The organism is Streptomyces mirabilis, assembly GCF_039503195.1.
GTDB lineage: Bacteria > Actinomycetota > Actinomycetes > Streptomycetales > Streptomycetaceae > Streptomyces > Streptomyces mirabilis_D.
Map to the genome: position 1 here is coordinate 9229329 of NZ_JBCJKP010000001.1, position 21891 is coordinate 9251219.

Consider the following 21891-nt stretch of genomic DNA (forward strand, 5'->3'; position numbering starts at 1 on the left):
CTTCGCTTGTCTTCCATTGTGACGCTCGGTGACCGTCTCCGCTTGCGTGTGCCAACTGGGCGACGCAGACAATAGTGGACGAAACGCCCTGAGTGACCGGGAGGTCGCGGTGCAGCGGGAGGAAGCAGTGCAACGGGAGAACGTGGTGCGACAGGAGAACAGCGTGGTGCACATACCCACCCGAGCCTTCGTCATGGCCTGCGCGCTCTCGGCGGCGCTCCTCGTCGCCGGGTGTGGCGGCCGAGGCGGCGAGAGGGCCGCGTCCGGGGCCGACGGCGGTGAGGTCTTCCTGCAGTCGGTCGCCGGCGGCGGCCGCGACCCGTTCACCGCGTCCACCGCCGCCGACTCGCCGTTCATCACCCGAATGCCGTACCCGGCGACACCCGCGAACCGTGGCTCCGCCGCGCAGGGCGTGCGCTCCTTCCCCGGCTCCACACCCGGCCTCTACGGCGGCACCAGGGCCGTCGGTAGCTGTGACGTCGGGAAGCAGATCGGCTTCCTCTCCTCGGACCCCGGCAAGGCGCGCTCCTTCGCGCAGGCGGCAGGCGTCCCGCAAGCGGCCGTCCCGGACTTTCTGCGCGGTCTGACCTCGGTCGTGCTGCGCGCCGACACACAGGTCACCGACCACGGCTTCCGGGACGGCCGGGCGACCAGCTTCCAGTCGGTGCTCCAGCGGGGCACCGCGGTCCTCGTCGACGACCGGGGCGTGCCGCGTGTGCGCTGCGCCGGCGGCAACCCGCTGAACCCGCCCGTCGTGTCCAGGACGACCCCGGGGATCCAGGGGCAGCCCTGGTCCGGTTTCCGTCCTGGCAACGTTGTCGTCGTGACCCCGGCGTCCACCGCGATCAGGAACATCACGATCATCGACATCGTCGACAACAGGTGGATCGCGCGGCGGATCGGGGACGACGGCCACCGGGACGTCGTCCTGCGGCCGCCCGTCTCGGCCGCGAGCCCAGGCCGTCGCACCGACGCAAGCCCCGGCACAAGTCCCGGTACGAGTCCCGGTACCAGCCCGAGCACGGCCCCGGAGCAGAGCCCGCGGACGGGCCCCTTCGCGGACGAGCGGCCGTCCGACTGTGTGGCGCCCACCCTGACCGTCACCCCGGAGGGAACCCCGGGCATGCCGGACCGCGGCGCGCCGGCGGAGGCTCCGGTGGCCGCGGTGTCGGACTGTCTCCCGCCCACCACGACCGCCCCGCCGACCGCCTCTCCGACGGTCTCGCCGACCGCCTCTCCGACCCCACGGCCCGACATCTCCCTGCCGCCCCTGGCGCCGCGGACCCCCGCCCCCACCTCCACGGAGAGCGACCGGAACGCCCCGCAGGACCCCCTCGCCCCGCTGGACCCCTCGGAGGAGGAGATCGGCCCCGACACCGTTCCGGAGATCCCCGACCTGCCCGACGGCGGTGGTCTCATCCCCGACGAGTCGCCCGACGCGGACACCGTCTTCGACGCCCCGACGGACGTCTTCGACGGCTGAGCGCCGAGTGGTCGGGAGAGCCCGGATCCGGACTCTCCCGAAGTCGCATTCCGGACGTCCCAGAAGTCGAATAATCGGCCGAATACTGGCAAGGTGGGCGCATGGTTGATCGGGGAGCGAGCGCCCTGTCACTCCCGGACGACTGGCCCGCCCACCCGGATCCGATCCTGGCGCTCAACCGCATGGGCAGTTTCGAATGGGACCTGGACTCCGGTCTGATGCAGATGGACGCCCAGGCCCACGAAGTCTTCGACGTGCGTCCCGAGGAGTACGACGGCCGCCCCGAGACCCTGTCCCTGCGGGTGCCCGCGACCGAGGGGATCCGTCTCGACACGCTGGTCTCGCACGCCCTCAAGGACGGCAGCGAGAACTACGGCGCCTACTTCCGCATCCGCTGCCGCGACGGCTCGCTGCGCTGGACCCACACCCAGGGCTACATCCGCCGCGACGGGACGGGCCGGCCGCGCCGGATCATCGGTATCGTCCGCGACGCCACGCAGGAGCTCGGCGAGAGCGCGGCGCGCCGCGAACAGGCGGCCCAGGACGAGGCGCGGCGCCAGCAGACGAACGTCGTGCAGATCACCACGGCCGCCCTCGCCCACGCCCGTACCGTCCAGGACGTCATCGACGTCCTCAAGGACTCCCACGGCCTCACCCACCTCGGCGCGACGAGCCTGGTCATGGGCCTGGTCGAGGCCGGACGCATACGGCTGGTCGCCGAGGGCCCCGAGGGCAGCTTCGTCCCCGGCACCATGGTCACCCGCATCGACGAGCAGTACCCGATGAGCGAGGCCGTACGCACCCTCGCCCCGCGCTTCATCGAGTCGCCCGAGGACTTCGCCGACTCGTATCCGCTCCTGTGGCCGCACATCACCGACCTCAAGATCACCTCGGCCGCCTACCTGCCGCTCATCGCGCAGGCCCGCCCCATCGGCGCGATGGGACTGCTCTACAACGACCGGCGCGGCTTCTCGTCGGAGGAGCGCAACGTCCTCGTCGCGCTCGGCAGCAGCATCGCCCAGAGCCTCCAGCGGGCCATGTTCTACGAGCAGGAGAAGGATCTCGCGCAGGGCCTCCAGCAGGCCATGCTGCCGCGCTCCATACCCAGCGTGCCCGGCGCCGACATCGCCGTCCGCTACCGTTCCGCCTCCCTCGGCAGGGACATAGGCGGCGACTGGTACGACGTGATCCCGCTGCCCGGCGGTCGCGTCGGCGCCGTCATCGGGGACGTCCAGGGCCACGACACCCACGCCGCCGCCGTCATGGGCCAGTTGCGGATCGTGCTGCGGGCCTACGCCGCCGAGGGACACACCCCCGCCACCGTGATGGCCCGCGCCTCGGTCTTCCTGCACGAACTCGACACCGACCGCTTCGCGACCTGCCTGTACGCGGAGGCCGACCTGTCCACCGGAGTCGTCCAGCTGGTGCGGGCCGGCCACATCGACCCGGTGATCCGGCAGAACGACGGCACCTGCCGCAGGCAGTCCGTCGCGGGGGGCCTGCCGCTGGGTCTGTCCGCCTTGTTCGGGCGCCTCGAATACCCCGTCGACACGGTCGAACTGGACCCCGGACAGACCCTGGTGCTGTGCACCGACGGCCTGGTCGAGCAGCCCGGCGTCGACCTCGACGAGGGCATGCACACCCTCATGGAGCTGATCTGCTCGGGCCCGGACGACGTACGCGACCTCGCCGACCGGCTCATCGACGTGGCCGAGGAACGCGGCGGCGACGACGACGTGGCCCTGCTGGCGCTGCGCCGCCGGGGCCCCGGGCCCCAGCAGTCCGGCGGGCGGCTCCAGCACCATGTCGCCCCCGGCGACCCCGAGGCGCTCACCGAGGCCCGGCACATGATCCGGGCCGCGGTCCGCGCCTGGGGCGGGGAGAGCGCGCCGACGAGGTCGAACTGGTCGCCGACGAGCTGATCACCAACGCCCTCATGCACACCGAAGGCGCCGCGATCGTCACCCTGCGGGTCCTGAGCGGCCCGGGCCGTCGGCTGCGCGCCGAGGTCGAGGACTCCTCCAGCGCCCTGCCGCGCCGCCGTGAGGCGGGTGTGTCCGGCGTCTCCGGCCGCGGACTCCTCCTGGTCGACCGCCTCGCCGACGTGTGGGGCGTGGAGGCGCGCGGCGGCGGCAAGTGCGTGTGGTGCGAGTTCCTGGTCCCGGAACGGGGCTGACCGGGTGTCGCGGGGGACCGGCCGCCGTTACCTCAGAAGGCGGGCGGTTCGGCTGGTGTTGTCGGTGGGGGGTGGCACTCTGGAGCCATGCCGGAACTGCCAGAGGTCGAAGCGCTCAAGGACTTCCTGGCCGACCATCTCGTCGGCCGCGAGGTCGTGCGCGTGCTGCCCGTCGCCATCAGTGTCCTGAAGACCTACGACCCGCCCGTCTCCGCCTTCGAGGGCCGTGAGGTGACCGCCGTGCGCCGGCACGGCAAGTTCCTCGACATCGAGGCCGACGGGCTGCACTTCGTGACCCACCTGGCCCGCGCGGGCTGGCTGCACTGGAGGGACACGCTGCCCGACGGCCCGCCCCGGCCCGGCAAGGGCCCGCTCGCGCTGCGTGTCGCCCTGGAGACCGGCGAGGGCTTCGACCTCACCGAGGCCGGCACACAGAAGAGACTCGCGGTGTACGTCGTCCGGGACCCGGCGGAGATCCCCGGCGTGGCGCGCCTCGGCCCCGACCCGCTCGCCGCCGACTTCGACGAGGCACGGTTCGCCCGGCTGCTCGCGGGTGAGCGCCGCCAGCTCAAGGGCGCACTCCGGGACCAGAGCCTGATCGCCGGTGTGGGAAACGCGTACAGCGACGAGATCCTGCACGCCGCCAGGATGTCCCCCTTCAAGCTGGCCGCCTCACTGACCCCCGAGGAGACGACCCGTCTCTACGAGGCGCTGCGCTCCACGCTCACCGAGGCCGTGGAGCGCTCCCACGGTCTGGCCGCGGGGCGCCTCAAGGCGGAGAAGAAGAGCGGGCTGCGGGTGCACGGCAGAGCGGGCGAGCCCTGTCCGGTGTGCGGCGACACCATCCGCGAGGTCTCCTTCAGCGACTCCTCGCTGCAGTACTGCCCGACCTGCCAGACGGGAGGCAGGCCACTCGCGGACCGCCGGTTGTCCCGGCTGCTCAAATAGCCCGGGAGCAGCGGGGAACGGCCCGGGATCAGTGGGGCGTGACGGTCACCAGGTGCTTGCCGTCCGTCGTACGCACCTCGAACCGGCTGATCTCGTCGGACTTGAGCGCGGCGCCGCCCTGCAGGGTGGTCGCCTCGCCGTTGTGCGCGGGCACCATCCAACTCGTCACCGTCTGCTGCGAACCGTCCTTGCCGATGGCGACGAGCTGACAGGGGCGCGGGCCCCCGGTGTCCTTGACCTCGACCTCGACCTGGCTGCCCCAGATGCGGTCCGCGGTGGTGACCTTGGCCCACACGCCGGTCTGCGCGTCCGTCGACGCGACCGCGGCCGTCTGTGACCCGGAACCGTGCGACGTGACCATCGCGAGCGACGGACCGCCCACCGCGAGCACCACGGCGGCGGCCACCGCGTACAACCAGCGCCTGCGCCCGGCCCGGTGCCGGGTCGCCACCTCACTGAGGAGTTTGTCCATCAGGCGCGGCCCGGGGGCGGCGAAGGGGTGCACGGAGCGTGGGGTGGCATGCCGGTACAGCATCAGCTGTCGCGTGGCGGGCCTGAACTCACTCACGTGCGCCGCGCACTGGGGGCACTCCATGAGGTGATCCTCGAAGCGGAACGCCTCCGCCTCGTCCAGCACGCCGAGCGCGTAGGCGCCGACGTCGCGATGCCGTTCCAGGGACCTCATACCGAATACCGAATCCTCGTGGCGATGGTGCGGGGTGGGAGTGGTGTTGCTGTTGCCCACGGGTACGCACCAGACCGTCGAATCACTCAAGACTCGTTCGGAATCGCGGCCAAGACATTCGGAGCGGGTGGGCTCGCGGATTGGTGCGAGCCCGAAAAAAGTTGTGCGGAAAACTTGTTTGGCGGAGTGCGGAGCCCTGAACAGGGGTTACCGGCGGTCCGCCCGGTCGTGGCGATCAGAAGAGATGGATCGCCAGATGTCCCAGGGGCAGACCCAGTCGCCAGGCCGGTGTCCACACCTTCGGACCGTCGTCCTCGCCCGGGATCGGCCCGCCTCCGGGCACGGCGTCCAGGTCCGGCGCGAGCAGTTCGGTCTCCTCCAGCCAGCGCCAGGCCGCCGTCGCCAGTTCCAGGTCCGGGGCGGGGCCGCCGGACTCGACCGCCTCGGCCGCGCGCCGCGCCATGTGCTCGCGCACCCAGTCCTGCCACGGCTGGTCGTACGCCGTCAGCGAGAGCCAGGTCTCCAACTGCGAGACGACCCGGATGCCCGAGAGCTCGCCGTCGGTGTCCGAGAGGAAGATGGTCAGTGCCAGGGCGTCACGCCCGGCGCGGAACTCGAAGGACGTGGGCGGCATCAGGTCGCCGGTCCGCAGCAGCTCGTCGGCGATGTACTCGGCGTACAACCACGCCATGGGGACGGTGAGTTCCCCACCGCCGGTGCCGTCCGTGCTCTCTTGGCCTCTGTGCAGCATCCCTTCCTGCCTTCCTCCGGTTTGCGTGCGCGTCGCCCGATCCCGAGCCCTTGGGGGTTTCCCCCGATCCGGAACACGGATGAGGACAGCTGATTGCTCAACCATGGTCCTCAGCAAGGCGCTTTACGGAGGTTTGACTCGGCCTTCGGTTTCACCGCAGGTCGGCCGCGTATCCCGGAAGAACCCGGCGCAGGGCGCGCAGCGCGTAGTACGCACGAGACTTCACGGTACCGGGCGGAATTCCGAGCGCTGCGGCGGCCTCCGCCACACTCGCCCCCTGGAAGTACACCAGCACCAGGACTTCACGATGCTCGGGAGTGAGTGTCTTCACAGCCTCCCGCACATCGAGCGTCGCCGCCGACCTTTCGGCGTGATCCGCGCAGACCCGCGCGCTTTCCAGCACCGCGTCCCCGACCTCCGGCGGACGCGCCTGGCGGGCCCGCCGCGCATCGATCGCGAGCCGCCGTCCCACGGTGAGCAGCCAGGGACGTACGGAGTCGAAGTCGTCGGCGCGCAGCGCCTCGGGGTGCTGCCAGGCGCGGACGAGCGTCTCCTGCAGCAGATCCTCGGCGCGTTGGCGGTCGCCGTCGGAGAGCCGCAGGAGCAGGGCGAAGAGGGCCGGCCGTGCTCGCGCTGCAGCGCGGCCAACTCGTGTTCGGCGGTCGTCTTGGTGGTGGTTCCGGCCGTCATGGCGTGTATGCCAGCGGGTGCCGCTCTGCTGGGACAGGCCCGGGGCACGGGTCTGCGGTGGGCGGTCGATGCCGTCGGTGAACGGCGCGGTGAACGGTTCAGCGGGGCCCGGTGGCGCCCCGACGGGCGGTTCCCCGAGGGCCGGACGGGCTACGGATGCGCGTCGCTCCTTGACTCCCTTCTTTCGATTGGATGGATTTGATCCACTTCCTACTTAAATATGACCGTATCGAGGCTGGGCATGATCACACGTAGTCGACTGGCCGCCATCGCTCTCGCGGCCGTACTTGTCGTGGGTGCCGGCTGCCGGGCCGACCAGGAGCCGTCGGCCCGGAGCACGGGGCACCCCGGCGCGCCCCTCACCCCCCACGGCTTCACCCTCGTCGCGTCCGGCGACGTGCTGGCGCACACCTCGGTCACCGAGCGGGCGAACGCCGACGCGGGCGGCACCGGTTACGACTTCCTGCCGATGTTCGAAGGGGTGAAACCCCTGGTCTCCAGTGCCGACCTGGCGATCTGTCACATGGAGACCGTGTACGGATCCGACGGCGACCACACCGGCAACCCGGCCTTCAAGATTCCACCGCAGGTGGCCGACGGGCTCGCCGCGACCGGGTACGACGCCTGCTCCACCGCCTCCAACCACTCCCTGGACGACGGCGCCGCGGGCGTACGGCGCACCCTGGACGCCCTCGACCTCGCCGGCGTACGGCACGCGGGATCAGCGCGCACGGCGCAGGAGGCGTATGTGCCCACCCTCCTGCGCGCGGGCAGCGCGATGGTCGCCCACCTCGCCTACACCTACGGCACGGACGGCTTCCCGATGCCCCAGGGGCAGCCCTGGAGCGTCAACCTCATCGACCGCGACCGGATCCTCGCGGACGCCCGGGCCGCCAGGAAGGCGGGCGCCGACGTGGTCGTCGTGTCCCTGCACTGGGGCACCGAATGGCAGGAACAGCCCAACACCCAGCAGATGACGCTGAGCCGGGAGCTCACCGCCTCGCGCACGAACGGGCGGCCCGACATCGACCTGATCCTCGGCACGCACGCGCGTGTCCCGCAGGCCTACGAGAAGGTCAACGGCACGTGGGTCGTCTACGGGATGGGCGACCAGGTCGCGGGGGAGATGTTCAACCGCCAAGGCCTCCAGGACTCCCGGGGCAACGAGAGCACCCTCGCCCGCTTCACCTTCGCCCCGCCCGCGCGCCAGGGAGACCGCTGGGAGGTCACGAAGGCGGAGTTCGTACCGCAGCTGTTCGACATCGACGCCGGGCGGGTCGTCGACATCAACGCGGCTCTGGCCCAGGGCGCCGACCTGGCCGGCGTACGCGACCGCATCCGTGACGTGGTGCTCAGCCGCGGCGCGGCCCACGACGGCCTGATGATGGCGCAGTAGGACCCACGGAGTTCACGGAGCCATGGGGCCCAAGGAACCCACGGGGCCTATGCGGTCCGTGGGATCTAGGGGACGACCGTGACCGGCCAGCGGCCCGCCTTCACCAGCCGGATCGCCACCGACCCGATGATCCGGTGCCCCGCCTGCTCGGAGGCACCGACCACCACGGCGTCCGCCTTGAGCTCGTCCGCGGCCGTCACCAGACCGTTGTAGGGATCGCCGCGGAAGGTGTGGAACTCCCAGCGCACCGCGAATATGTCCTTGACCCGCTCGGTGGCGTCCCGGATCTGCGCGACGAGGTCCTCGGCGATCTGGTCGGTCGTCTCGGCGACCGGCGCCCCGAGTGCCGCTCCGGCGGCCATGACGGGCTGCACGTACACGAGGGCGAGCAGCGAGTGCTGCCGCCTGGCCAGCCCGCCGGCGTAGGACGCAGCGCGCAGCGACGAGTCGGAGCCGTCCACGCCGACGACAATGACCTTGGGACCGTCCGTGCCACGCTCGAACCGGTGCGAGGGTTGCTGTTCCGCCACACCACCGAGGCTATCGGAAGCCGCAGGTCGGGAGCAGGGCGGCCCTGCTGCGTCCCGCATGCGACGGAACGGGTGAAGTGTCCGCCGCCACGGCCCGCCAGGACCCGCCGCGACCGCCGTCCGCGTCGGCGACGAGCGGCCCGGCGCTCGACGGGCGCCTGCGGCCGGGGCTTCCTAGAGTCGACATCATGAGCGCCACCGTGGAGGCCCGCGGACCGAGGGATGCCACGGGTCCCGTACCGCCGTCCCGGGTCGGCTTCCTCAGCAAGGTGCCCGAAGGCTTCGCGGCCTTCTTCGGCGCCCTCTCGCTGCTGTGCGTCCTGCTGGCCTTCTTCGCTCCCGTGCGCCGTCTGCTGTACCCCGTCGTTGCCTTCCTCGACCTGTTGATCGTCCCGGTCAGCGCCAACCTCGCGTACGCCGTCTTCCTCTTCCTGCTCGCCGCCGCGACCGCCGCCCGCAAGAAGGTCGCCTGGTGGCTGGTCGTCGTCTACCTCGGCGTGCTGGTCTTCTTCGACGTCGCCGGCCTGGCGATGGGCCTGTACGCCGAGTCGCTGCCGTCCTTCATCGCCTGCGGACTGCTGCTGGTGCTCCTGATCGTGGCGCGCCGCGAGTTCTACGCCGACTCCCGGCGCGGCGCCGTATGGCGCGCCCTGGCCGTGCTGCTCGTCGGACTCGCCGTGGCGATCCTGATCGGCTGGGGCCTGGTCGAGTGGTTCCCCGGCACGCTGGCCTCGGAAGAACGGCTGGTGTGGGCGGCCAGCCGGGTGTGCGGCGGGCTGGTCCCCAGCAGTTCGTTCAGCGGGCGCCCGCCCCGCAAGCTCTTCTTCGTCCTCGGCCTCCTCGGTGCCCTCGCCCAGCTCAACGCCGTCGCCACCCTCTTCCGCTCCCAGCGCCTGGAGGCGGCCCTGCGCGGCGACGAGGAGGCCCGCATCCGCGCCCTCCTGCGGGCGTACGGCGCCGACGACTCCCTCGGCTACTTCGCCACCCGCCGCGACAAGGCCGTCGTCTTCTCACCCAGCGGCAAGGCCGCCGTCACCTACCGCGTCGAGGCCGGCGTCTGCCTGGCCAGCGGCGACCCCGTCGGCGACCGCGAGGCCTGGCCGCACGCCATCGAGGCCTGGCTCGGCCTGGCCCGCCGCTACGCCTGGGCGCCCGCCGTCATGGGCACCTCGGAGGACGGGGCCAAGGCCTTCGCGCGCGCCGGGCTCGGCGCGCTCGAACTCGGCGACGAGGCGATCCTGCACGTCGCCGGCTTCGACCTGGACGGCCGCGACATGCGTGTCACCCGCCAGGCGGTGAACCGCGTACGGCGCACCGGCGCCACCTGCCGGGTACGCCGCCACTCCAGCCTCACCGACGAGGAGATGGAGGAGATCATCGACAAGGCGGACGCCTGGCGCGACACCGAGACCGAGCGCGGCTTCTCCATGGCGCTGGACCGGCTCGGCGACCCCGCGGACGGCGACTGCCTGCTCGTCGAGGCCCTGACGCCCGAGGGCAAGCTCCTCGCGCTGCTGTCCTTCGTGCCCTGGGGCAAGGACGGCATCTCGCTCGACCTCATGCGCCGCGACCGCAGCGCCCCGAACGGCGTCATGGAGTTCATGGTCGCCGAGGTGTGCGCGGCGGCCGGGACGTTCGGCGTACGGCGCATCTCCCTCAACTTCGCGGTGTTCCGGTCGGTCTTCGAGGAGGGCGCCCGGATCGGTGCGGGTCCGGTGCTCCGGCTCTGGCGCGGACTGCTGCTGTTCTTCTCCCGGTGGTGGCAGCTGGAGGCCCTCTACCGGTCCAACGCCAAGTTCCAGCCCGAGTGGTACCCCCGCTTCATCTGTTACGGCGACACCGGCTCCCTCGCCCGCATCGGCCTGGCGTCCGGCATCGCCGAGGGCTTCGTCTCCGTGCCCTCGCTGCGCAAGCTCTGGGGCAAGGGGCACCCGAGGACCGGACCCCACCCCGCGAGCACCGCGGGCCTGCCCTCGCTGTCGGCCCTCGGCCTCGACGAGGGCGAGGAGGCGGCGGCCACCGATCCGACCGCGGGCCTGCCCGAACAGATCCGCCTCCGCCACCGTTCGCTCGACCGGCTGCTCGCCGACGGAGTCGACCCCTATCCGGTGGGCGTCCCGTCCCGCACCCACACCCTCGCCGAGGTCCGCGCGGGGCCGGCGGGACACCACGTGACCGTCGCCGGGCGCGTCCTCCTCGTACGGGACTTCGGCGGGATCGTGTTCGCCGTCCTGCGCGACTGGTCCGGCGATCTTCAGCTCGCCCTCACCCGGCTGGAGTCCGGACCCGAACTCAGGCGCTTCCGCCAGGACGTCGACATCGGCGACCTCATCACCGCCGAGGGCCTGGTCGGCGTCAGCGACCTGGGCGAACCGACCGTCTTCGTCTCCTCCTGGCAGCTCTCCGGCAAATGCCTGCGCCCGCTGCCCGACAAGCGCCGGGGCCTCGCCGACCCCGAGGCGAAGGTGCGCCGCCGCTATCTCGACCTGGTGTCCAGCCCCGACGCCCGCGAGGTCCTGCGGGCCCGCTCCACCGCCGTGCAGGCGCTGCGCCAGGGCCTGCTGGACCGGGGCTATCTCGAGGTCGAGACGCCGATGCTCCAGCAGATCCACGGTGGCGCCAACGCCCGTCCGTTCACCACCCACATCAACGCCTACGACCTGAACATGTACCTGCGCATCGCCCCCGAGCTCTACCTCAAGCGGCTGTGCGTGGGCGGCCTGGAGAAGGTCTTCGAGATGGGGCGCACCTTCCGCAACGAGGGCGTCTCCTACAAGCACAACCCCGAGTTCACCATGCTGGAGGCCTACCAGGCGTTCGCCGACTACGACGTGATGCTCGGCCTCACCCGCGAACTGATCCAGGGCGCCGCGACCGCCGCCTTCGGCGCGCCCGTCGCCCGCAGGGACGGCACCGAGTACGACATCTCCGGCCCGTGGCCGGTCAAGACGGTGTACGGCGCGATCTCGGAGGCCCTGGGGGAGGAGGTGGACCCCGGCGCGTCCGTGGCGGACCTGCACCAGCTGTGCGACCGTGCGGGAGTGCCGTATCGGCCGGACGACGGACCGGGTGACGTCGTACTGGAGATGTACGAACGACTGGTCGAGGAGAAGACCCTGCTGCCCACGTTCTACAAGGACTTCCCGACCGATGTCTCCCCGCTCGCCCGGCAGCACCGCACCGACCCGCGCCTCGCCGAACGCTGGGACCTCGTCGCCTTCGGCACCGAACTGGGCACCGCGTACTCGGAGTTGACCGACCCCGTGGAGCAGCGGCGGCGGCTGACCGCGCAGTCGCTGCGGGCCGCCGGGGGAGATCCCGAGGCGATGGAACTCGACGAGGACTTCCTCGACGCGCTGGAGTACGCGATGCCGCCGACCGGCGGGCTCGGCATCGGGGTGGACCGGCTGGTCATGTTCCTCACGGGGCTGACGATTCGGGAGACATTGCCGTTCCCCCTGGTGCGTCGGCGCTGAGCTGGTCCCAACGGGCGCTTTCGTGAGTCCGCACCGGTGTTGCTCAGCCGCGATGTGCCTCCATTGGGCGTCTGATTAATCATGAAAAAGTATCAGCTGATTACGCGGCGCCGACTGCTGATCGCCGGCACCGCCGTCCTGGGGGTGGCGGGCACGGCCCGCGTCCTCACCGCAGATCCGCCCGGGAGCCCGGTGCGGGGCGCACCCGTGGCCGGGGGCCCGCAAGCGCGCCAGGCACTCAAGCCCTCCGCGTACCGCCTCGAGCCGATGACCGGATCCGCTCCGTCGCGCCGGACGCCCGGCAAGCCCGCTGTCCGGCGTGAGCCGATCCTGCGGGTGAGCGGGCGCGGCCGCACGATGGTACTGACCTTCGACGACGGACCCGATCCGCGCTACACCCCGAGCATTCTGCGCACCCTGCGCAAGCACGACGTGCGGGCGATGTTCTTCGTCTGCGGGGAGATGGCCGTCGACAACAAGGACCTGCTGGCGGAGATGGCCGACGACGGGCACGTCGTCGGCAACCACACCTGGACGCACCCGTTGCTGACCGAGCTCCGGCGCTCCGAGATCCGCTCCGAGATCGCGCGCACCAGCGACGTCATCGAGGACGCCTACGGCGAACGGCCCGTCTGGTTCCGCGCGCCCTATGGGGCCTGGAACCGGGCGACCTTCCAGATCGGCGCCGACCTCGGCATGGAACCGATGGCCTGGACGGTCGACAGCCTCGACTGGACCACCCCGGGCACCGCCACCATCGTCGACCGGGTGGAGGAGGGCGCCGCCCCCGGCGTCGTCGTCCTCTCCCACGACGCGGGCGGCGACCGCTCCCAGTCCGTCAGCGCCCTGCGCGACTACCTGCCCGTACTCCTCGACTCCGGCTACCACCTCACGGTGCCGCACCGCGAGGACCTCTGAGCGGGAGCGGGGAGCGGTCGCGGTCGCCCCCGACTCCGCCGACGGGCCCGGGAACAGCGCCCGGGCCCGTCGGCGGGGAGTCTCAGCGGACCTCGACCAGGCGGGCGAACACGACGACGTTCCCGTCGTAGCCGTGCTGCTTGGAGAAACCGCCTCCGCAGGTGATGACCCGCAATTCCGGGGTGCCCTTGCTGCCGTACACCCGGTCACCGGGGAAGTTGTTCTTCGCGAATACGTCGACGCCGTAGATCTCGAAAGTGGCGGTCTTCCCGTCCTTTCGCTGAACCTCGACCCGGTTTCCCTTCTTGAGGGCACCGAGCCCGTAGAAGACGGCCGGTCCCCGCATGTTGTCCACATGGCCCACGATCACGGCCGTGCCCTTCTCGCCGGGCGACACCGCACCGGTGAACCAGCCCGCGAGATTGGCATTGTCGGGCGGCGGCGCGTCGACCCAGCCGGCCGAGTCGAGACCCACCGGCACGACCGGGGCATCCACCTGGATCGCCGGGATCCTGACCCGGTCCACCACGGAGTACGGCAACGCGGCGGGCCCGTTGGAGAAGGTGGCGACGGGCGTCCTGCTGTCCGCTGCCGCCGCCGTCGCGGGCTGCGGAGGGCCCACGTCGAACTCACCGGAACCATTCCGAATGAGTGCGAGGCCGGTCAGCAGAACAAGCGCTATCACGCCCCACGGGGCGCGCTTCTTCTGCCGCTCCTCCTCTTCGACCACCTCGGACGCAAACATTCGCAATCCCCTCTCGACGCGACCGTCGCCGCGTCCGTCGCGCATACCAGAACGCTAAGTGGAGCATGCCCGGCAGGCGACGGGGCGCGGGCGAACGGGTGTCGGGGCATCCGTGTGGTGAGCCATCCGAGTTGCCGAGGGCAGGAAATTTCTGACGGTCCGTGACCTGCGGCAATATCCGATTGTGTGGAAATCCTTCGGCGTGTCTTCTCACCAGGACGGACCATTCTCGAAATGCGCCCCCGTGCACCGCATCTGAGGGTCTGTATGGGAGGCGCTTTCTCGCCGATCGACCGGGGACGGTTCCCGGGGCGTCTTCCGCGGAGGATCACATGCGTACAACTCGTGCCCTGGCGGTTTCTGCCGCCGTGGTCGCCGCGGTGGGGCTCGCCGCCCCGGTGGCGACGGCATCGAACGAACCGGGCAGCAATGAGTCGGGCAACAACGAGCCGAGCAACAACGAGTCGAGCGGCAACGAGCGACTGGGCAACCCCGGTGGACCGGGCAACGGCACCGGGCTGGAGAGCGGCGGTGGTGTGGTAGGCGGTGGCGGGGTGGTCGGCGGCGGTGGCGTGGTCGGCGGCGGTGGCGTGGTCGGTGGCGGGGTGGTCGGCGGCGGTGGCGTGGTGATCGGCGGCGGTGGCGTGGTCGGTGGCGGCCGCCTGGGTGACAACGGCCGGTTCAACGACAATGGCCGCTTCAACGACAATGGCCGCTTCAACGACAACGGCCGGTTCAACGACAATGGCCGCTTCGATGACAACCGCCGCTTCGAGGTACGGAACATCCTCGTCCGGCCCAGTGTCATCGCGCGGGGCGGCCAGCTGTCGATCACCGTGGACGGCGAAGCGTGCCTGAGGCCCGGCAGTACGGTCTCCTCGCGGGTCTTCCCCACTACGCTGCTGCGCCGGGTGGGCGGCGACACGTCCATCGCGACGGTCATCGTCGACCGTGACGCGCGCCGGGGGTCGTACGACGTCACGGTCCACTGCGACGGCCGAAGGCTGACCCGGCCCGCGGCCTTCGCCGTCATCGGCGGTGTCAGAGCTGGTCTGGGTGGCAGCGTCGGCGGAGCGGCGCCCGCCGACGTGGCGATCGGCGGCGGACTGATGACCGCCGGTGTCGTCGGCGGTGGGGTGTTCTGGCTGCGTCGCAGGTCCGAACGGCGGAACTGAGCGGTGCCGGCACCCTTGGCAGAGCCCCGCGGAGCGTGTGTGTGACAGGCCTTCGCCCCGGCCCTTCTCGCCGAGATCCGGGGCGAGAAGGGCCCCGAGCGGCGAGTGATCAGGACTCCTCGTCCGTGACGCGGCGGCGCGTCATGGACCACGCTGTGCCGACACAGCCGGCGATGAGCGCGGTTCCCAGGCCGATCTCCTTGAGGTCGAAGCCACCGCCGGAGCTCCCGCCGACACCGGCCTTGACGCCTCGCTGCACGGAGGCCGGGACCTGGACCTGGGTCGGGTCGGAGTAGGTGGTACCGGAGCGGCCGGGGGCGATGGTCAGCTCGGTGTGGCCGCTCTCGTTGCCGCACTGGAACGTCACCTGGTACACCGAGCCCGCTCTGGCGTCCGCGTCGATCAGGGCCGTCGCCGACGACTGGCCCCTGGGGATCGTGACCGTGTCGAAGACTTCCGAGGAGACCCTGGCGACGGAGTCGCAGCTCTCCGCGGTCAGCCGGAGCCGGCCGCCCGCCGCGATGCTCTGCGGCTGCACGTTGAAGCCGAACGAGGTGATGTTGTTGTTGCCCCGACCACTGTCACGGCCACTGCTACGGCCGCCGTCACTGTTTCCGTCGCCGTTTCCGGCGAGAGCGGCGGTTGCCGAAAGGGTGAGGGCGGTCGCGCCCAGCAGTGCGGCCGAAGCCACGCGTATCGCGTGCATGGTGAGCCTCCGGGTCCCCGAGGAGCCTTGCTGCGGACCTTCCGCCTGCGTCTGAAATGCGCCTCGATGTTCGAAACGCTAGGAAGGCGTGCACGTCGGCGCGATCGCAGTAGCGCGAACGGGGTAACCGGGTGGGCCGTACGGGGGAATGCGGGTGCGCGAGCGGGGGACGGACGCGGTGTGGCGTCCGTCCCCCGATCCGCCGGCCGTTAAGGGAGGCCGGTCACTTCGGAAGGTGCGGGAACAGTGCCGTGAACGGTTCCGCCGAGGCTGTGATCCCCCGGCTGTAGGGCGCGTCGAAGTCCCAGATCAGGAAGAGCAGGAACGCGATCAGGGCGGAGAAGAGCCCGGCGAGGATCAGTTCCCGCTTGGTGCGCCGGATCTGGAGCGCGAACACCATTCCGATGGTGACCACGGCTCCGGTGATCAGCCCGAACCACACCACGCCCGGCATGGTCGCGTCCGTCGAGTCGGCGCGGGCGTTGCGTGCCGCGTCGGCCGCGGTCACCTGGTCGACCAGCGGCTGGTAGGTCTGGGCCTCGAAGTCCGACCTCGGCCGGTATTCGCTGACGTCCTGGCGCACGACCTCGAAGAGCCGGCCGCCCTTGGCGGTGACATGATCGTGGTCGGCCATGGTCTTCCACTCGGTTTTGACGACGTATCCGACGTACGCGTCGACGTCGCCGCGAATACGGTCGCGCACGTCCGGCGGGTAGACGCGGACCCGCTCCGAGATCTCGTGCAGGGCCTGCGCCTCCGCCTGCACATGGTCCTGGGCGGCGCTGCGGGCCTCCCAGACTCCGGCGATGGCCAGTCCCAGGACGATGGCGTAGACCACGCCGATCATCATGGTCATGTATTCGATCACGTCCGGGGTCTCGGACGGATCCTCGTCGTCGGGGGCCCGGCGGGTGCGTACGAGGGACACGACGAGGACGACGACACACGCCGCCGCCATCGCGAGGACGAGAACAAGCCATTCCGACAAGGGTGCCTCCAGGGGTCAGCGCGGACGCAGCGCCGCGACGGCGAGCAACGCGGGCACGGTGACGAGCAGGGTGAGCGAGACCAGGGACGGTCCGCTGCGGGGCGAGTGCTTGCGCGTCGGGGCGCGGTAGGCCGGATATCTCACCGGGGTCGCCGACGGTTTGGGCCGCGCCTTGCGCGTGGGCGTAGGCGTCGGTGTGGGCTTCGGCGCCGGTCTCGGCGGGGGCGCCACGGTGGGGGGCCGCGGGGTCGGCGAGGCGGGTGGAGGCGGTGGCGGAGGAGCCGGCGGCGGGGGTTTCGGCCTGGGTTTGGGCGGAGGCGCCGGGGGTGGTGGGGGCGGCGGTTTCGGAATGGGTGGGGGCGTGGGCGACGGGGGCGGCGGGCTGATGGTGCAGAGGTCGCCGCCGGCCACCGCCACCGCGTCCGTGCCCTCCGGGCCGATGGAGGCGTACGCGCAGGAGTCGGCGACCGCCGCCGAGGCCGGCGCGCCGCCGATGATCCAGGTCAGCGTCAGCAGCGCCAACACCCGTATGACGAGGGCGGACCGGGTCCGCTGTGGTCCATGCACGACCGAGATCATGAGCCGTACAGCGCCCGTGCACGCCGGAGCCGACGGGTATTGCCCCCGAACGAAGGACGTCCGGCTCGGACCGGTTTGACGCCCTCTCGGGACACGGCCACCGGGGTGGGAACAGATGCGCGAGATACATGCCGGGGTGGGGTGTGTCACAGCGTTCCGAAAGTTTTTTGTGCGGCCGTTGAACACATCCGCCACTCCCGCCCGTACCTAGGGCCATGCGCGGCGCAGCAGGGCGCTGCAACCCTTAACGCGAACAGTGGGAGTTACCCAATGAAGACCTCCTGGCGGAGCGCCTCACTCGTAGCGACAGCTGCGGCCGTGCTGGCGCTCACGACGGCGTGCGGTCAGGAATCGGGCACCCAGTCGACGGGGAGCCAGAACGTGGGCGCCGCCGCGGCAGCCAACGGTTACGGTCAGGCCACCAGTAGCAGCACCACCTCTCCCAATGGCTACGGCGCCGACCAGCAGAGTGCCGCCCCCAAGGCGGAATCCGCAGGTCAGCTGGCCGTCGCGGAAAGCACGACGCTCGGCAAGGTGCTGACCGACAGCGCCGGATTCACCCTGTACCGCTTCGAGAAGGACACCGCCGAGCCGCCGAAGTCGAACTGTGACGGCGACTGCGCGACCGCTTGGCCGCCCGTTCCCGCCGACGGCGCCGTGGCCGCCACTGGTGTGGACAAGGCCCTGCTCGGCGAGGTCACCCGCCCGGACGGCACCAAGCAGCTGACGATCGGCGGCTGGCCGATGTACCGGTACGCCAAGGACACCAAGGCCGGTGACACCAACGGCCAAGGCGTCGGCGGCACTTGGTACGCCTCCGCCCCCGACGGCAAGAAGGCCACCCTGGCCTCCCTGCCGGGCCTGTCGACCCGCAACGACCCCAAGCTCGGCGAGATCATCGTCGACAAGAACGGCCGGACGGTCTACCGCTTCCTGAAGGACCAGGCCTGGCCCGTCCCGAAGTCCGCCTGCACCGGTGCCTGCCTGGAGAAGTGGCCCGTCGTGGCCCCGGTCTCCGCCAGTGACACCAAGGGCGTGAAGAAGAAGGGCCTGATGGGCTTCACCCGCCCGGACGGCGCCAAGCAGATGACCGTCAACTGCTGGCCCATCTACACCTTCTCCGGTGACAAGGCGGCCGGGGACACCAACGGTCAGGGCGTGGGCGGCACTTGGTACGCCGTCGCCCCCGACGGAAAGCCGGTCGGCGCGCCGAAGTAGAGGATCACCTCCCCAGGGTTGATCGATCTCGCCCGGAACAACGCGTACGACCTGGGTCCGCCCCCTCCGCACCGCACGGAGGGGGCGGACCTCTTGGCGTACCCGGAACGGGCGGGGCGCGCGGATCGGACGACGTGAGGCGGGTGGATCACCGCGCGGTTCACTTGCCGAACGAACGCCCGGGAGTTTTCCACACCAGGGGTGCCCGACGCCCCGATACCGTCGCGACGCTTCGTAACTCCCACGAACTTTTTGGAATGCTTCGCATCGATTTCGCGGTGACAGGGATCGGCGTGTTCGACTGACCTGCACCGGGCGCCAATTCGGCACATGCCCGAGGCAGTGACGGTGAACGGACGGTCAATTTCCGTTTTGACTCGCTCCTTTGACGGACGATCAGTAGCCTCAGCTCGAACACCGGATCGCCTACGTCGTCGACTACGCCTTGGAGAGATAGATGGAGCGTCCCGCCTGGGCCCCCCGCAGCATTGACATCTCGGTGCCGAGCGTGTCCCGTATCTATGACTACTACCTGGGCGGTTCGCACAACTTCGAGGTCGACCGGGAAGCCGCGCGCAAGGCGATGGAGTTCATGCCGGGACTGCCCAAGGTCATGCAGGCGAACAGGGCGTTCATGCGCCGTGCCGTGCGTTTCGCGGCCGACCAGGGCATCGACCAGTTCCTCGACATCGGCTCCGGCATCCCGACCTTCGGCAATGTCCACGAGATCGCCCAGACGGCCAAGCCCGGCGCGCACGTCGTGTACGTGGACCACGACCCGGTGGCCGTCGCGCACAGCCAGGCCGTCCTGCGGGACAACGAGGACGCGGACGTGGTCGCGGCCGATCTGCTCAAGCCCCAGGAGATCCTGGCGACTCCCCAGGTGCAGCGGTTGATCGACCTGAACCGTCCGGTGGCCCTCCTCCTCGTTGCCATACTGCACTTCGTGGAGGACGCGGACGACCCGTACGGTGCGGTGGCCGAGCTGCGCGACGCGCTGGCGCCGGGCAGTCTGCTCGTGCTCACGCATGCGTCGTACGAGGGAATCCCGCTCCCGCCGGAGCGGGCCGAGGGCGCGGTCGACGTGTACAAGGACATCCGCAACCCGCTGATCATGCGCTCGCGCGAGGAGATCGCGCGGTTCTTCGAGGGGTACGACATGGTGGAACCCGGTCTGGTGCCGATGCCGATCTGGCGGCCCGACACGGCACCCGAGGATGAGGATCCCTACTCCTTCTCGGGGTTCGCAGGTGTGGGGCGCACGGCGTGACGGGCGAACCGGACGGGCCGGAGGACAGACTGCGCAGGTTCGCGACGATCTGGAGCCGGGCGGTCTTCCCGGTCACCTCCACGTCGCTGACCCGGCCGGAGCTCGAGCAGCAACTCGTACCGCTCGCCCGGCGGTTGAGTGACGCGCTGAAGGCGAGGACCTTCGACGCGGCCGCGGGCCAGGCGGTCGGCGCCGCGCTGGTCGCCGCGCACTGCACCGACCCCGAGGCGCTCAGCCGCAGCCTCGACTGCGTCGACGCCTATCTGGTGCTCTACTGCGGCGAGGACGGCCCCCAGGAGGCCCTGCGGACCCGCTCGGCGCGTCTGCAGCACGCCATGGCGGCGGGCTTCGCGGGGGCACTGCGGGAGCGGACGCTCGCCGAGCAGGAGGCCATCTCCCAGGCGGCGTTGAACGCGCGCAGCACGGTGGCCGAGGCGCTGCACGCGAGCGAGGCCCGGTTCCGCGCCGTCTTCGAGGGGGCGGCCATAGGAATCGGCATCGCCGACCTCGAAGGCAACATACTGCAGGTCAATGGAGCCCTGCTGCGTATGTTCGGTGGTTCCGAGCAGGGCGTGCGCGGCCGCAAGGTCCCCGAGTGGACGCATCCCGAGGACGCACCCCAAGTCTGGCGGTTGTACGAGGAGTTGGTACGCGGCGAGCGCGAGCACTACCACGTCGAAAAAGCCTTCTACCGGCCCGACGGCACCGCCCTGTGGACCAACCTGACGGTGTCCCTGCTGCGCGACGCGGACGGCCGGCCGCAGTACCAGCTCGCGCTGATGGAGGACACCACCGAGCGTCGGCTGCTCAATCTGCGGCTGCGCTACGAGGCCACCCACGACGCGCTCACCGGCCTGCCCAACCGGACCCTCTTCTTCGAACGCCTGGAGAAGGCGGTGTCCGCGGGCAACGACCAGCGCTTCGGCCTGTGCTACCTCGACCTCGACGGCTTCAAGACCATCAACGACAGCCTGGGGCACGCGGCGGGCGACCGGCTGCTCGTCGAGGTCGCCGACCGGTTGCAGTCCTGTGCGACCGCACCCGGCGAGATGGTCGCTCGGCTCGGCGGCGACGAGTTCGTGGCCCTCACCACCGGGCCCGACACCGAGCGCGAGGTGGACGCGCTCGCCGACCGCATCATGAACGCCCTCGTCACCCCGGTCCGCATCGACGGCCGGGAGCTGACGGTCCGCGGCAGCATCGGCATCGTCGAGGGCCCGGCGGGTGAGCGCGGCCCGGCGGAGGTGCTGCGCAGCGCCGACATCACGATGTACCGCGCCAAGTCCGCGGGCGGCAACCGCTTCGAGCTCGCCGATCCCGAGGCCGACGCCCGCGCCATCACCCGTCACGGGCTCACCACGGCGCTGCCCGCGGCCCTGGACCGGGGCGAGTTCTTCATCGAGTACCAGCCGCTCGTGCACCTCGGCGACGGCAGCGTGCACGGCGCGGAGGCGCTGGTGCGCTGGCTGCATCCGCAACACGGCGTCCTCGGCCCCGACCGGTTCATTCCGCTGGCCGAGCACACCGGGCTGATCGTGCCGCTGGGCCGGTGGGTCCTGGAGCAGTCGGTCCGCCAGGCCCGCCAGTGGCAGGAACGACACGCCGATTCGGGCCCGCTGCGGATCAACGTCAACCTGTCGCCCTGCCAGCTGACCCACCCGGGTCTGGTCCAGGACACGGTCGACATCCTGGAGCGTGAAGGTCTCGACGCCGAGGCGCTGTGTCTGGAGGTCACCGAGTCCGCGCTGATCGGCGCCGACGACGATCTGCTGAAGCCGCTGCGGCGCCTGGCCGAGATGGGCGTCGACATCGCCCTCGACGACTTCGGCACCGGTTACTCCAACCTCGCCAATCTCCGCCGCCTGCCCGTGAGCATCCTCAAGCTGGACCGCTCCTTCACCCAGGGCATGCAGCAGTTCCCGGCGGACCCCGTCGACCTCAAGATCGTCGAGGGGATCGTTTCGCTCGCCCACAGCCTCGACCTCGCGGTCACGGTGGAGGGCGTCGAAACGGGCGCACAGGCCGAGCAGTTGCGGATACTGGGCTGCGACACGGCCCAGGGCTGGTACTACGCCCGCCCGGGCCCACCGGAGCGGCTGCACGAACTGGCCCTGGTGGACGCCACAGGCTGAGGCTTCGGGTGCGGCGTGGTCTCCT

16 protein-coding genes and 2 pseudogenes are annotated in these 21891 nt (G+C 70.9%); 10 read left to right on the forward strand and 8 right to left on the reverse strand.

Annotated elements, in window-relative coordinates:
• Window positions 1–163: 163 nt before the first annotated feature.
• The 3 genes and pseudogenes from AAFF41_RS41880 (at window position 164) to AAFF41_RS41890 (ending at window position 4607) form a co-directional block, all read left to right on the forward strand.
• Window positions 164–1483 carry a DUF6777 domain-containing protein gene (locus AAFF41_RS41880; RefSeq protein ID WP_319749156.1) on the forward strand — a complete coding sequence of 440 codons (1320 nt, stop codon included), beginning with the start codon at window positions 164–166 and terminating at the stop codon, window positions 1481–1483.
• A gap of 101 nt (window positions 1484–1584) precedes the next feature.
• Window positions 1585–3659, forward strand: a pseudogene (locus AAFF41_RS41885) (SpoIIE family protein phosphatase).
• An 87-nt stretch (window positions 3660–3746) separates the two neighbouring features.
• Window positions 3747–4607 (forward strand): Fpg/Nei family DNA glycosylase, encoded by an 861-nt coding sequence (locus tag AAFF41_RS41890; protein WP_319749154.1) that lies wholly within the window; start codon window positions 3747–3749, stop codon window positions 4605–4607.
• Window positions 4608–4635: 28 nt separating this feature from the next.
• On the opposite strand, the gene AAFF41_RS41895 is transcribed toward AAFF41_RS41890, so the two are convergent.
• The 3 genes and pseudogenes from AAFF41_RS41895 to AAFF41_RS41905 form a co-directional block, all read right to left on the reverse strand.
• Window positions 4636–5292: an anti-sigma factor family protein gene (locus AAFF41_RS41895; protein WP_319749153.1), complete on the reverse strand. Its 657-nt coding sequence runs from the start codon at window positions 5290–5292 to the stop codon at window positions 4636–4638.
• Between the two features lie 235 nt (window positions 5293–5527).
• The gene (locus AAFF41_RS41900; RefSeq protein ID WP_054234932.1) at window positions 5528–6043 is read right to left on the reverse strand and encodes a hypothetical protein; all 516 of its coding nucleotides are present in this window, start codon (window positions 6041–6043) and stop codon (window positions 5528–5530) included.
• A gap of 151 nt (window positions 6044–6194) precedes the next feature.
• A pseudogene (locus tag AAFF41_RS41905) lies at window positions 6195–6733 on the reverse strand (sigma-70 family RNA polymerase sigma factor).
• A 241-nt stretch (window positions 6734–6974) separates the two neighbouring features.
• On the opposite strand from AAFF41_RS41905, the gene AAFF41_RS41910 reads away from it, so the two are divergent.
• Complete coding sequence (locus tag AAFF41_RS41910; RefSeq protein ID WP_343325695.1) at window positions 6975–8129, forward strand: CapA family protein; 1155 nt, start codon at window positions 6975–6977, stop codon at window positions 8127–8129.
• 65 nt (window positions 8130–8194) lie between these two features.
• Here AAFF41_RS41910 and AAFF41_RS41915 read toward each other — a convergent pair whose 3' ends face one another.
• Window positions 8195–8659 carry a universal stress protein gene (locus tag AAFF41_RS41915; protein ID WP_319749150.1) on the reverse strand — a complete coding sequence of 155 codons (465 nt, stop codon included), beginning with the start codon at window positions 8657–8659 and terminating at the stop codon, window positions 8195–8197.
• A gap of 188 nt (window positions 8660–8847) precedes the next feature.
• Here AAFF41_RS41915 and lysX point away from each other — a divergent pair, with 188 nt between their 5' ends.
• Together lysX and AAFF41_RS41925 are read left to right on the forward strand one after the other, a co-directional pair.
• Entirely contained in the window at window positions 8848–12135 is a 3288-nt protein-coding gene (gene lysX, locus AAFF41_RS41920) for a bifunctional lysylphosphatidylglycerol synthetase/lysine--tRNA ligase LysX (protein WP_343325696.1), read from the forward strand.
• A gap of 81 nt (window positions 12136–12216) precedes the next feature.
• A complete protein-coding gene (locus AAFF41_RS41925) occupies window positions 12217–13053 on the forward strand; it encodes a polysaccharide deacetylase family protein (protein WP_319749148.1) in 837 nt (278 codons plus the stop codon).
• Between the two features lie 82 nt (window positions 13054–13135).
• Here AAFF41_RS41925 and AAFF41_RS41930 read toward each other — a convergent pair whose 3' ends face one another.
• Entirely contained in the window at window positions 13136–13798 is a 663-nt protein-coding gene (locus AAFF41_RS41930) for a class F sortase (RefSeq protein WP_319749146.1), read from the reverse strand.
• A 332-nt stretch (window positions 13799–14130) separates the two neighbouring features.
• On the opposite strand from AAFF41_RS41930, the gene AAFF41_RS51880 reads away from it, so the two are divergent.
• Window positions 14131–14973 carry a hypothetical protein gene (locus AAFF41_RS51880; protein WP_425526207.1) on the forward strand — a complete coding sequence of 281 codons (843 nt, stop codon included), beginning with the start codon at window positions 14131–14133 and terminating at the stop codon, window positions 14971–14973.
• A gap of 109 nt (window positions 14974–15082) precedes the next feature.
• On the opposite strand, the gene AAFF41_RS41940 is transcribed toward AAFF41_RS51880, so the two are convergent.
• The 3 genes from AAFF41_RS41940 to AAFF41_RS41950 form a co-directional block, all read right to left on the reverse strand.
• Window positions 15083–15679: a hypothetical protein gene (locus tag AAFF41_RS41940; protein ID WP_319749145.1), complete on the reverse strand. Its 597-nt coding sequence runs from the start codon at window positions 15677–15679 to the stop codon at window positions 15083–15085.
• 223 nt (window positions 15680–15902) lie between these two features.
• Window positions 15903–16667, reverse strand: coding sequence for a bestrophin-like domain (locus AAFF41_RS41945; RefSeq protein ID WP_319749144.1), 765 nt, complete (start codon window positions 16665–16667; stop codon window positions 15903–15905).
• 15 nt (window positions 16668–16682) lie between these two features.
• On the reverse strand, window positions 16683–17234 hold the full coding sequence (locus AAFF41_RS41950) for a hypothetical protein (RefSeq protein WP_319749143.1): 552 nt from the start codon (window positions 17232–17234) through the stop codon (window positions 16683–16685).
• 282 nt (window positions 17235–17516) lie between these two features.
• Between AAFF41_RS41950 and AAFF41_RS41955 the strand changes: the two genes are divergently transcribed.
• From AAFF41_RS41955 to AAFF41_RS41965, 3 genes are all read left to right on the forward strand, one after another.
• Window positions 17517–18464: an SCO0930 family lipoprotein gene (locus AAFF41_RS41955; RefSeq protein WP_319749142.1), complete on the forward strand. Its 948-nt coding sequence runs from the start codon at window positions 17517–17519 to the stop codon at window positions 18462–18464.
• A gap of 457 nt (window positions 18465–18921) precedes the next feature.
• Window positions 18922–19734 carry an SAM-dependent methyltransferase gene (locus tag AAFF41_RS41960; RefSeq protein WP_319749141.1) on the forward strand — a complete coding sequence of 271 codons (813 nt, stop codon included), beginning with the start codon at window positions 18922–18924 and terminating at the stop codon, window positions 19732–19734.
• Complete coding sequence (locus AAFF41_RS41965) at window positions 19731–21866, forward strand: putative bifunctional diguanylate cyclase/phosphodiesterase (protein ID WP_319749140.1); 2136 nt, start codon at window positions 19731–19733, stop codon at window positions 21864–21866. The genes AAFF41_RS41960 and AAFF41_RS41965 overlap by 4 nt, the downstream gene beginning before the upstream one ends.
• Window positions 21867–21891 lie beyond the last annotated feature (25 nt).

Bases quoted from the DNA above. Each gene is read 5' to 3' on its own strand.
- AAFF41_RS51880 (WP_425526207.1), top strand. From the start codon at position 14,131: ATGCGTACAACTCGTGCCCTGGCGGTTTCTGCCGCCGTGGTCGCCGCG.
- AAFF41_RS41960 (WP_319749141.1), top strand. From the start codon at position 18,922: ATGGAGCGTCCCGCCTGGGCCCCCCGCAGCATTGACATCTCGGTGCCG.
- AAFF41_RS41925 (WP_319749148.1), top strand. From the start codon at position 12,217: ATGAAAAAGTATCAGCTGATTACGCGGCGCCGACTGCTGATCGCCGGC.
- AAFF41_RS41930 (WP_319749146.1), bottom strand. From the start codon at position 13,798: ATGTTTGCGTCCGAGGTGGTCGAAGAGGAGGAGCGGCAGAAGAAGCGC.
- lysX (WP_343325696.1), top strand. From the start codon at position 8,848: ATGAGCGCCACCGTGGAGGCCCGCGGACCGAGGGATGCCACGGGTCCC.
- AAFF41_RS41890 (WP_319749154.1), top strand. From the start codon at position 3,747: ATGCCGGAACTGCCAGAGGTCGAAGCGCTCAAGGACTTCCTGGCCGAC.
- AAFF41_RS41955 (WP_319749142.1), top strand. From the start codon at position 17,517: ATGAAGACCTCCTGGCGGAGCGCCTCACTCGTAGCGACAGCTGCGGCC.
- AAFF41_RS41940 (WP_319749145.1), bottom strand. From the start codon at position 15,679: ATGCACGCGATACGCGTGGCTTCGGCCGCACTGCTGGGCGCGACCGCC.
- AAFF41_RS41910 (WP_343325695.1), top strand. From the start codon at position 6,975: ATGATCACACGTAGTCGACTGGCCGCCATCGCTCTCGCGGCCGTACTT.
- AAFF41_RS41900 (WP_054234932.1), bottom strand. From the start codon at position 6,043: ATGCTGCACAGAGGCCAAGAGAGCACGGACGGCACCGGCGGTGGGGAA.
- AAFF41_RS41895 (WP_319749153.1), bottom strand. From the start codon at position 5,292: ATGAGGTCCCTGGAACGGCATCGCGACGTCGGCGCCTACGCGCTCGGC.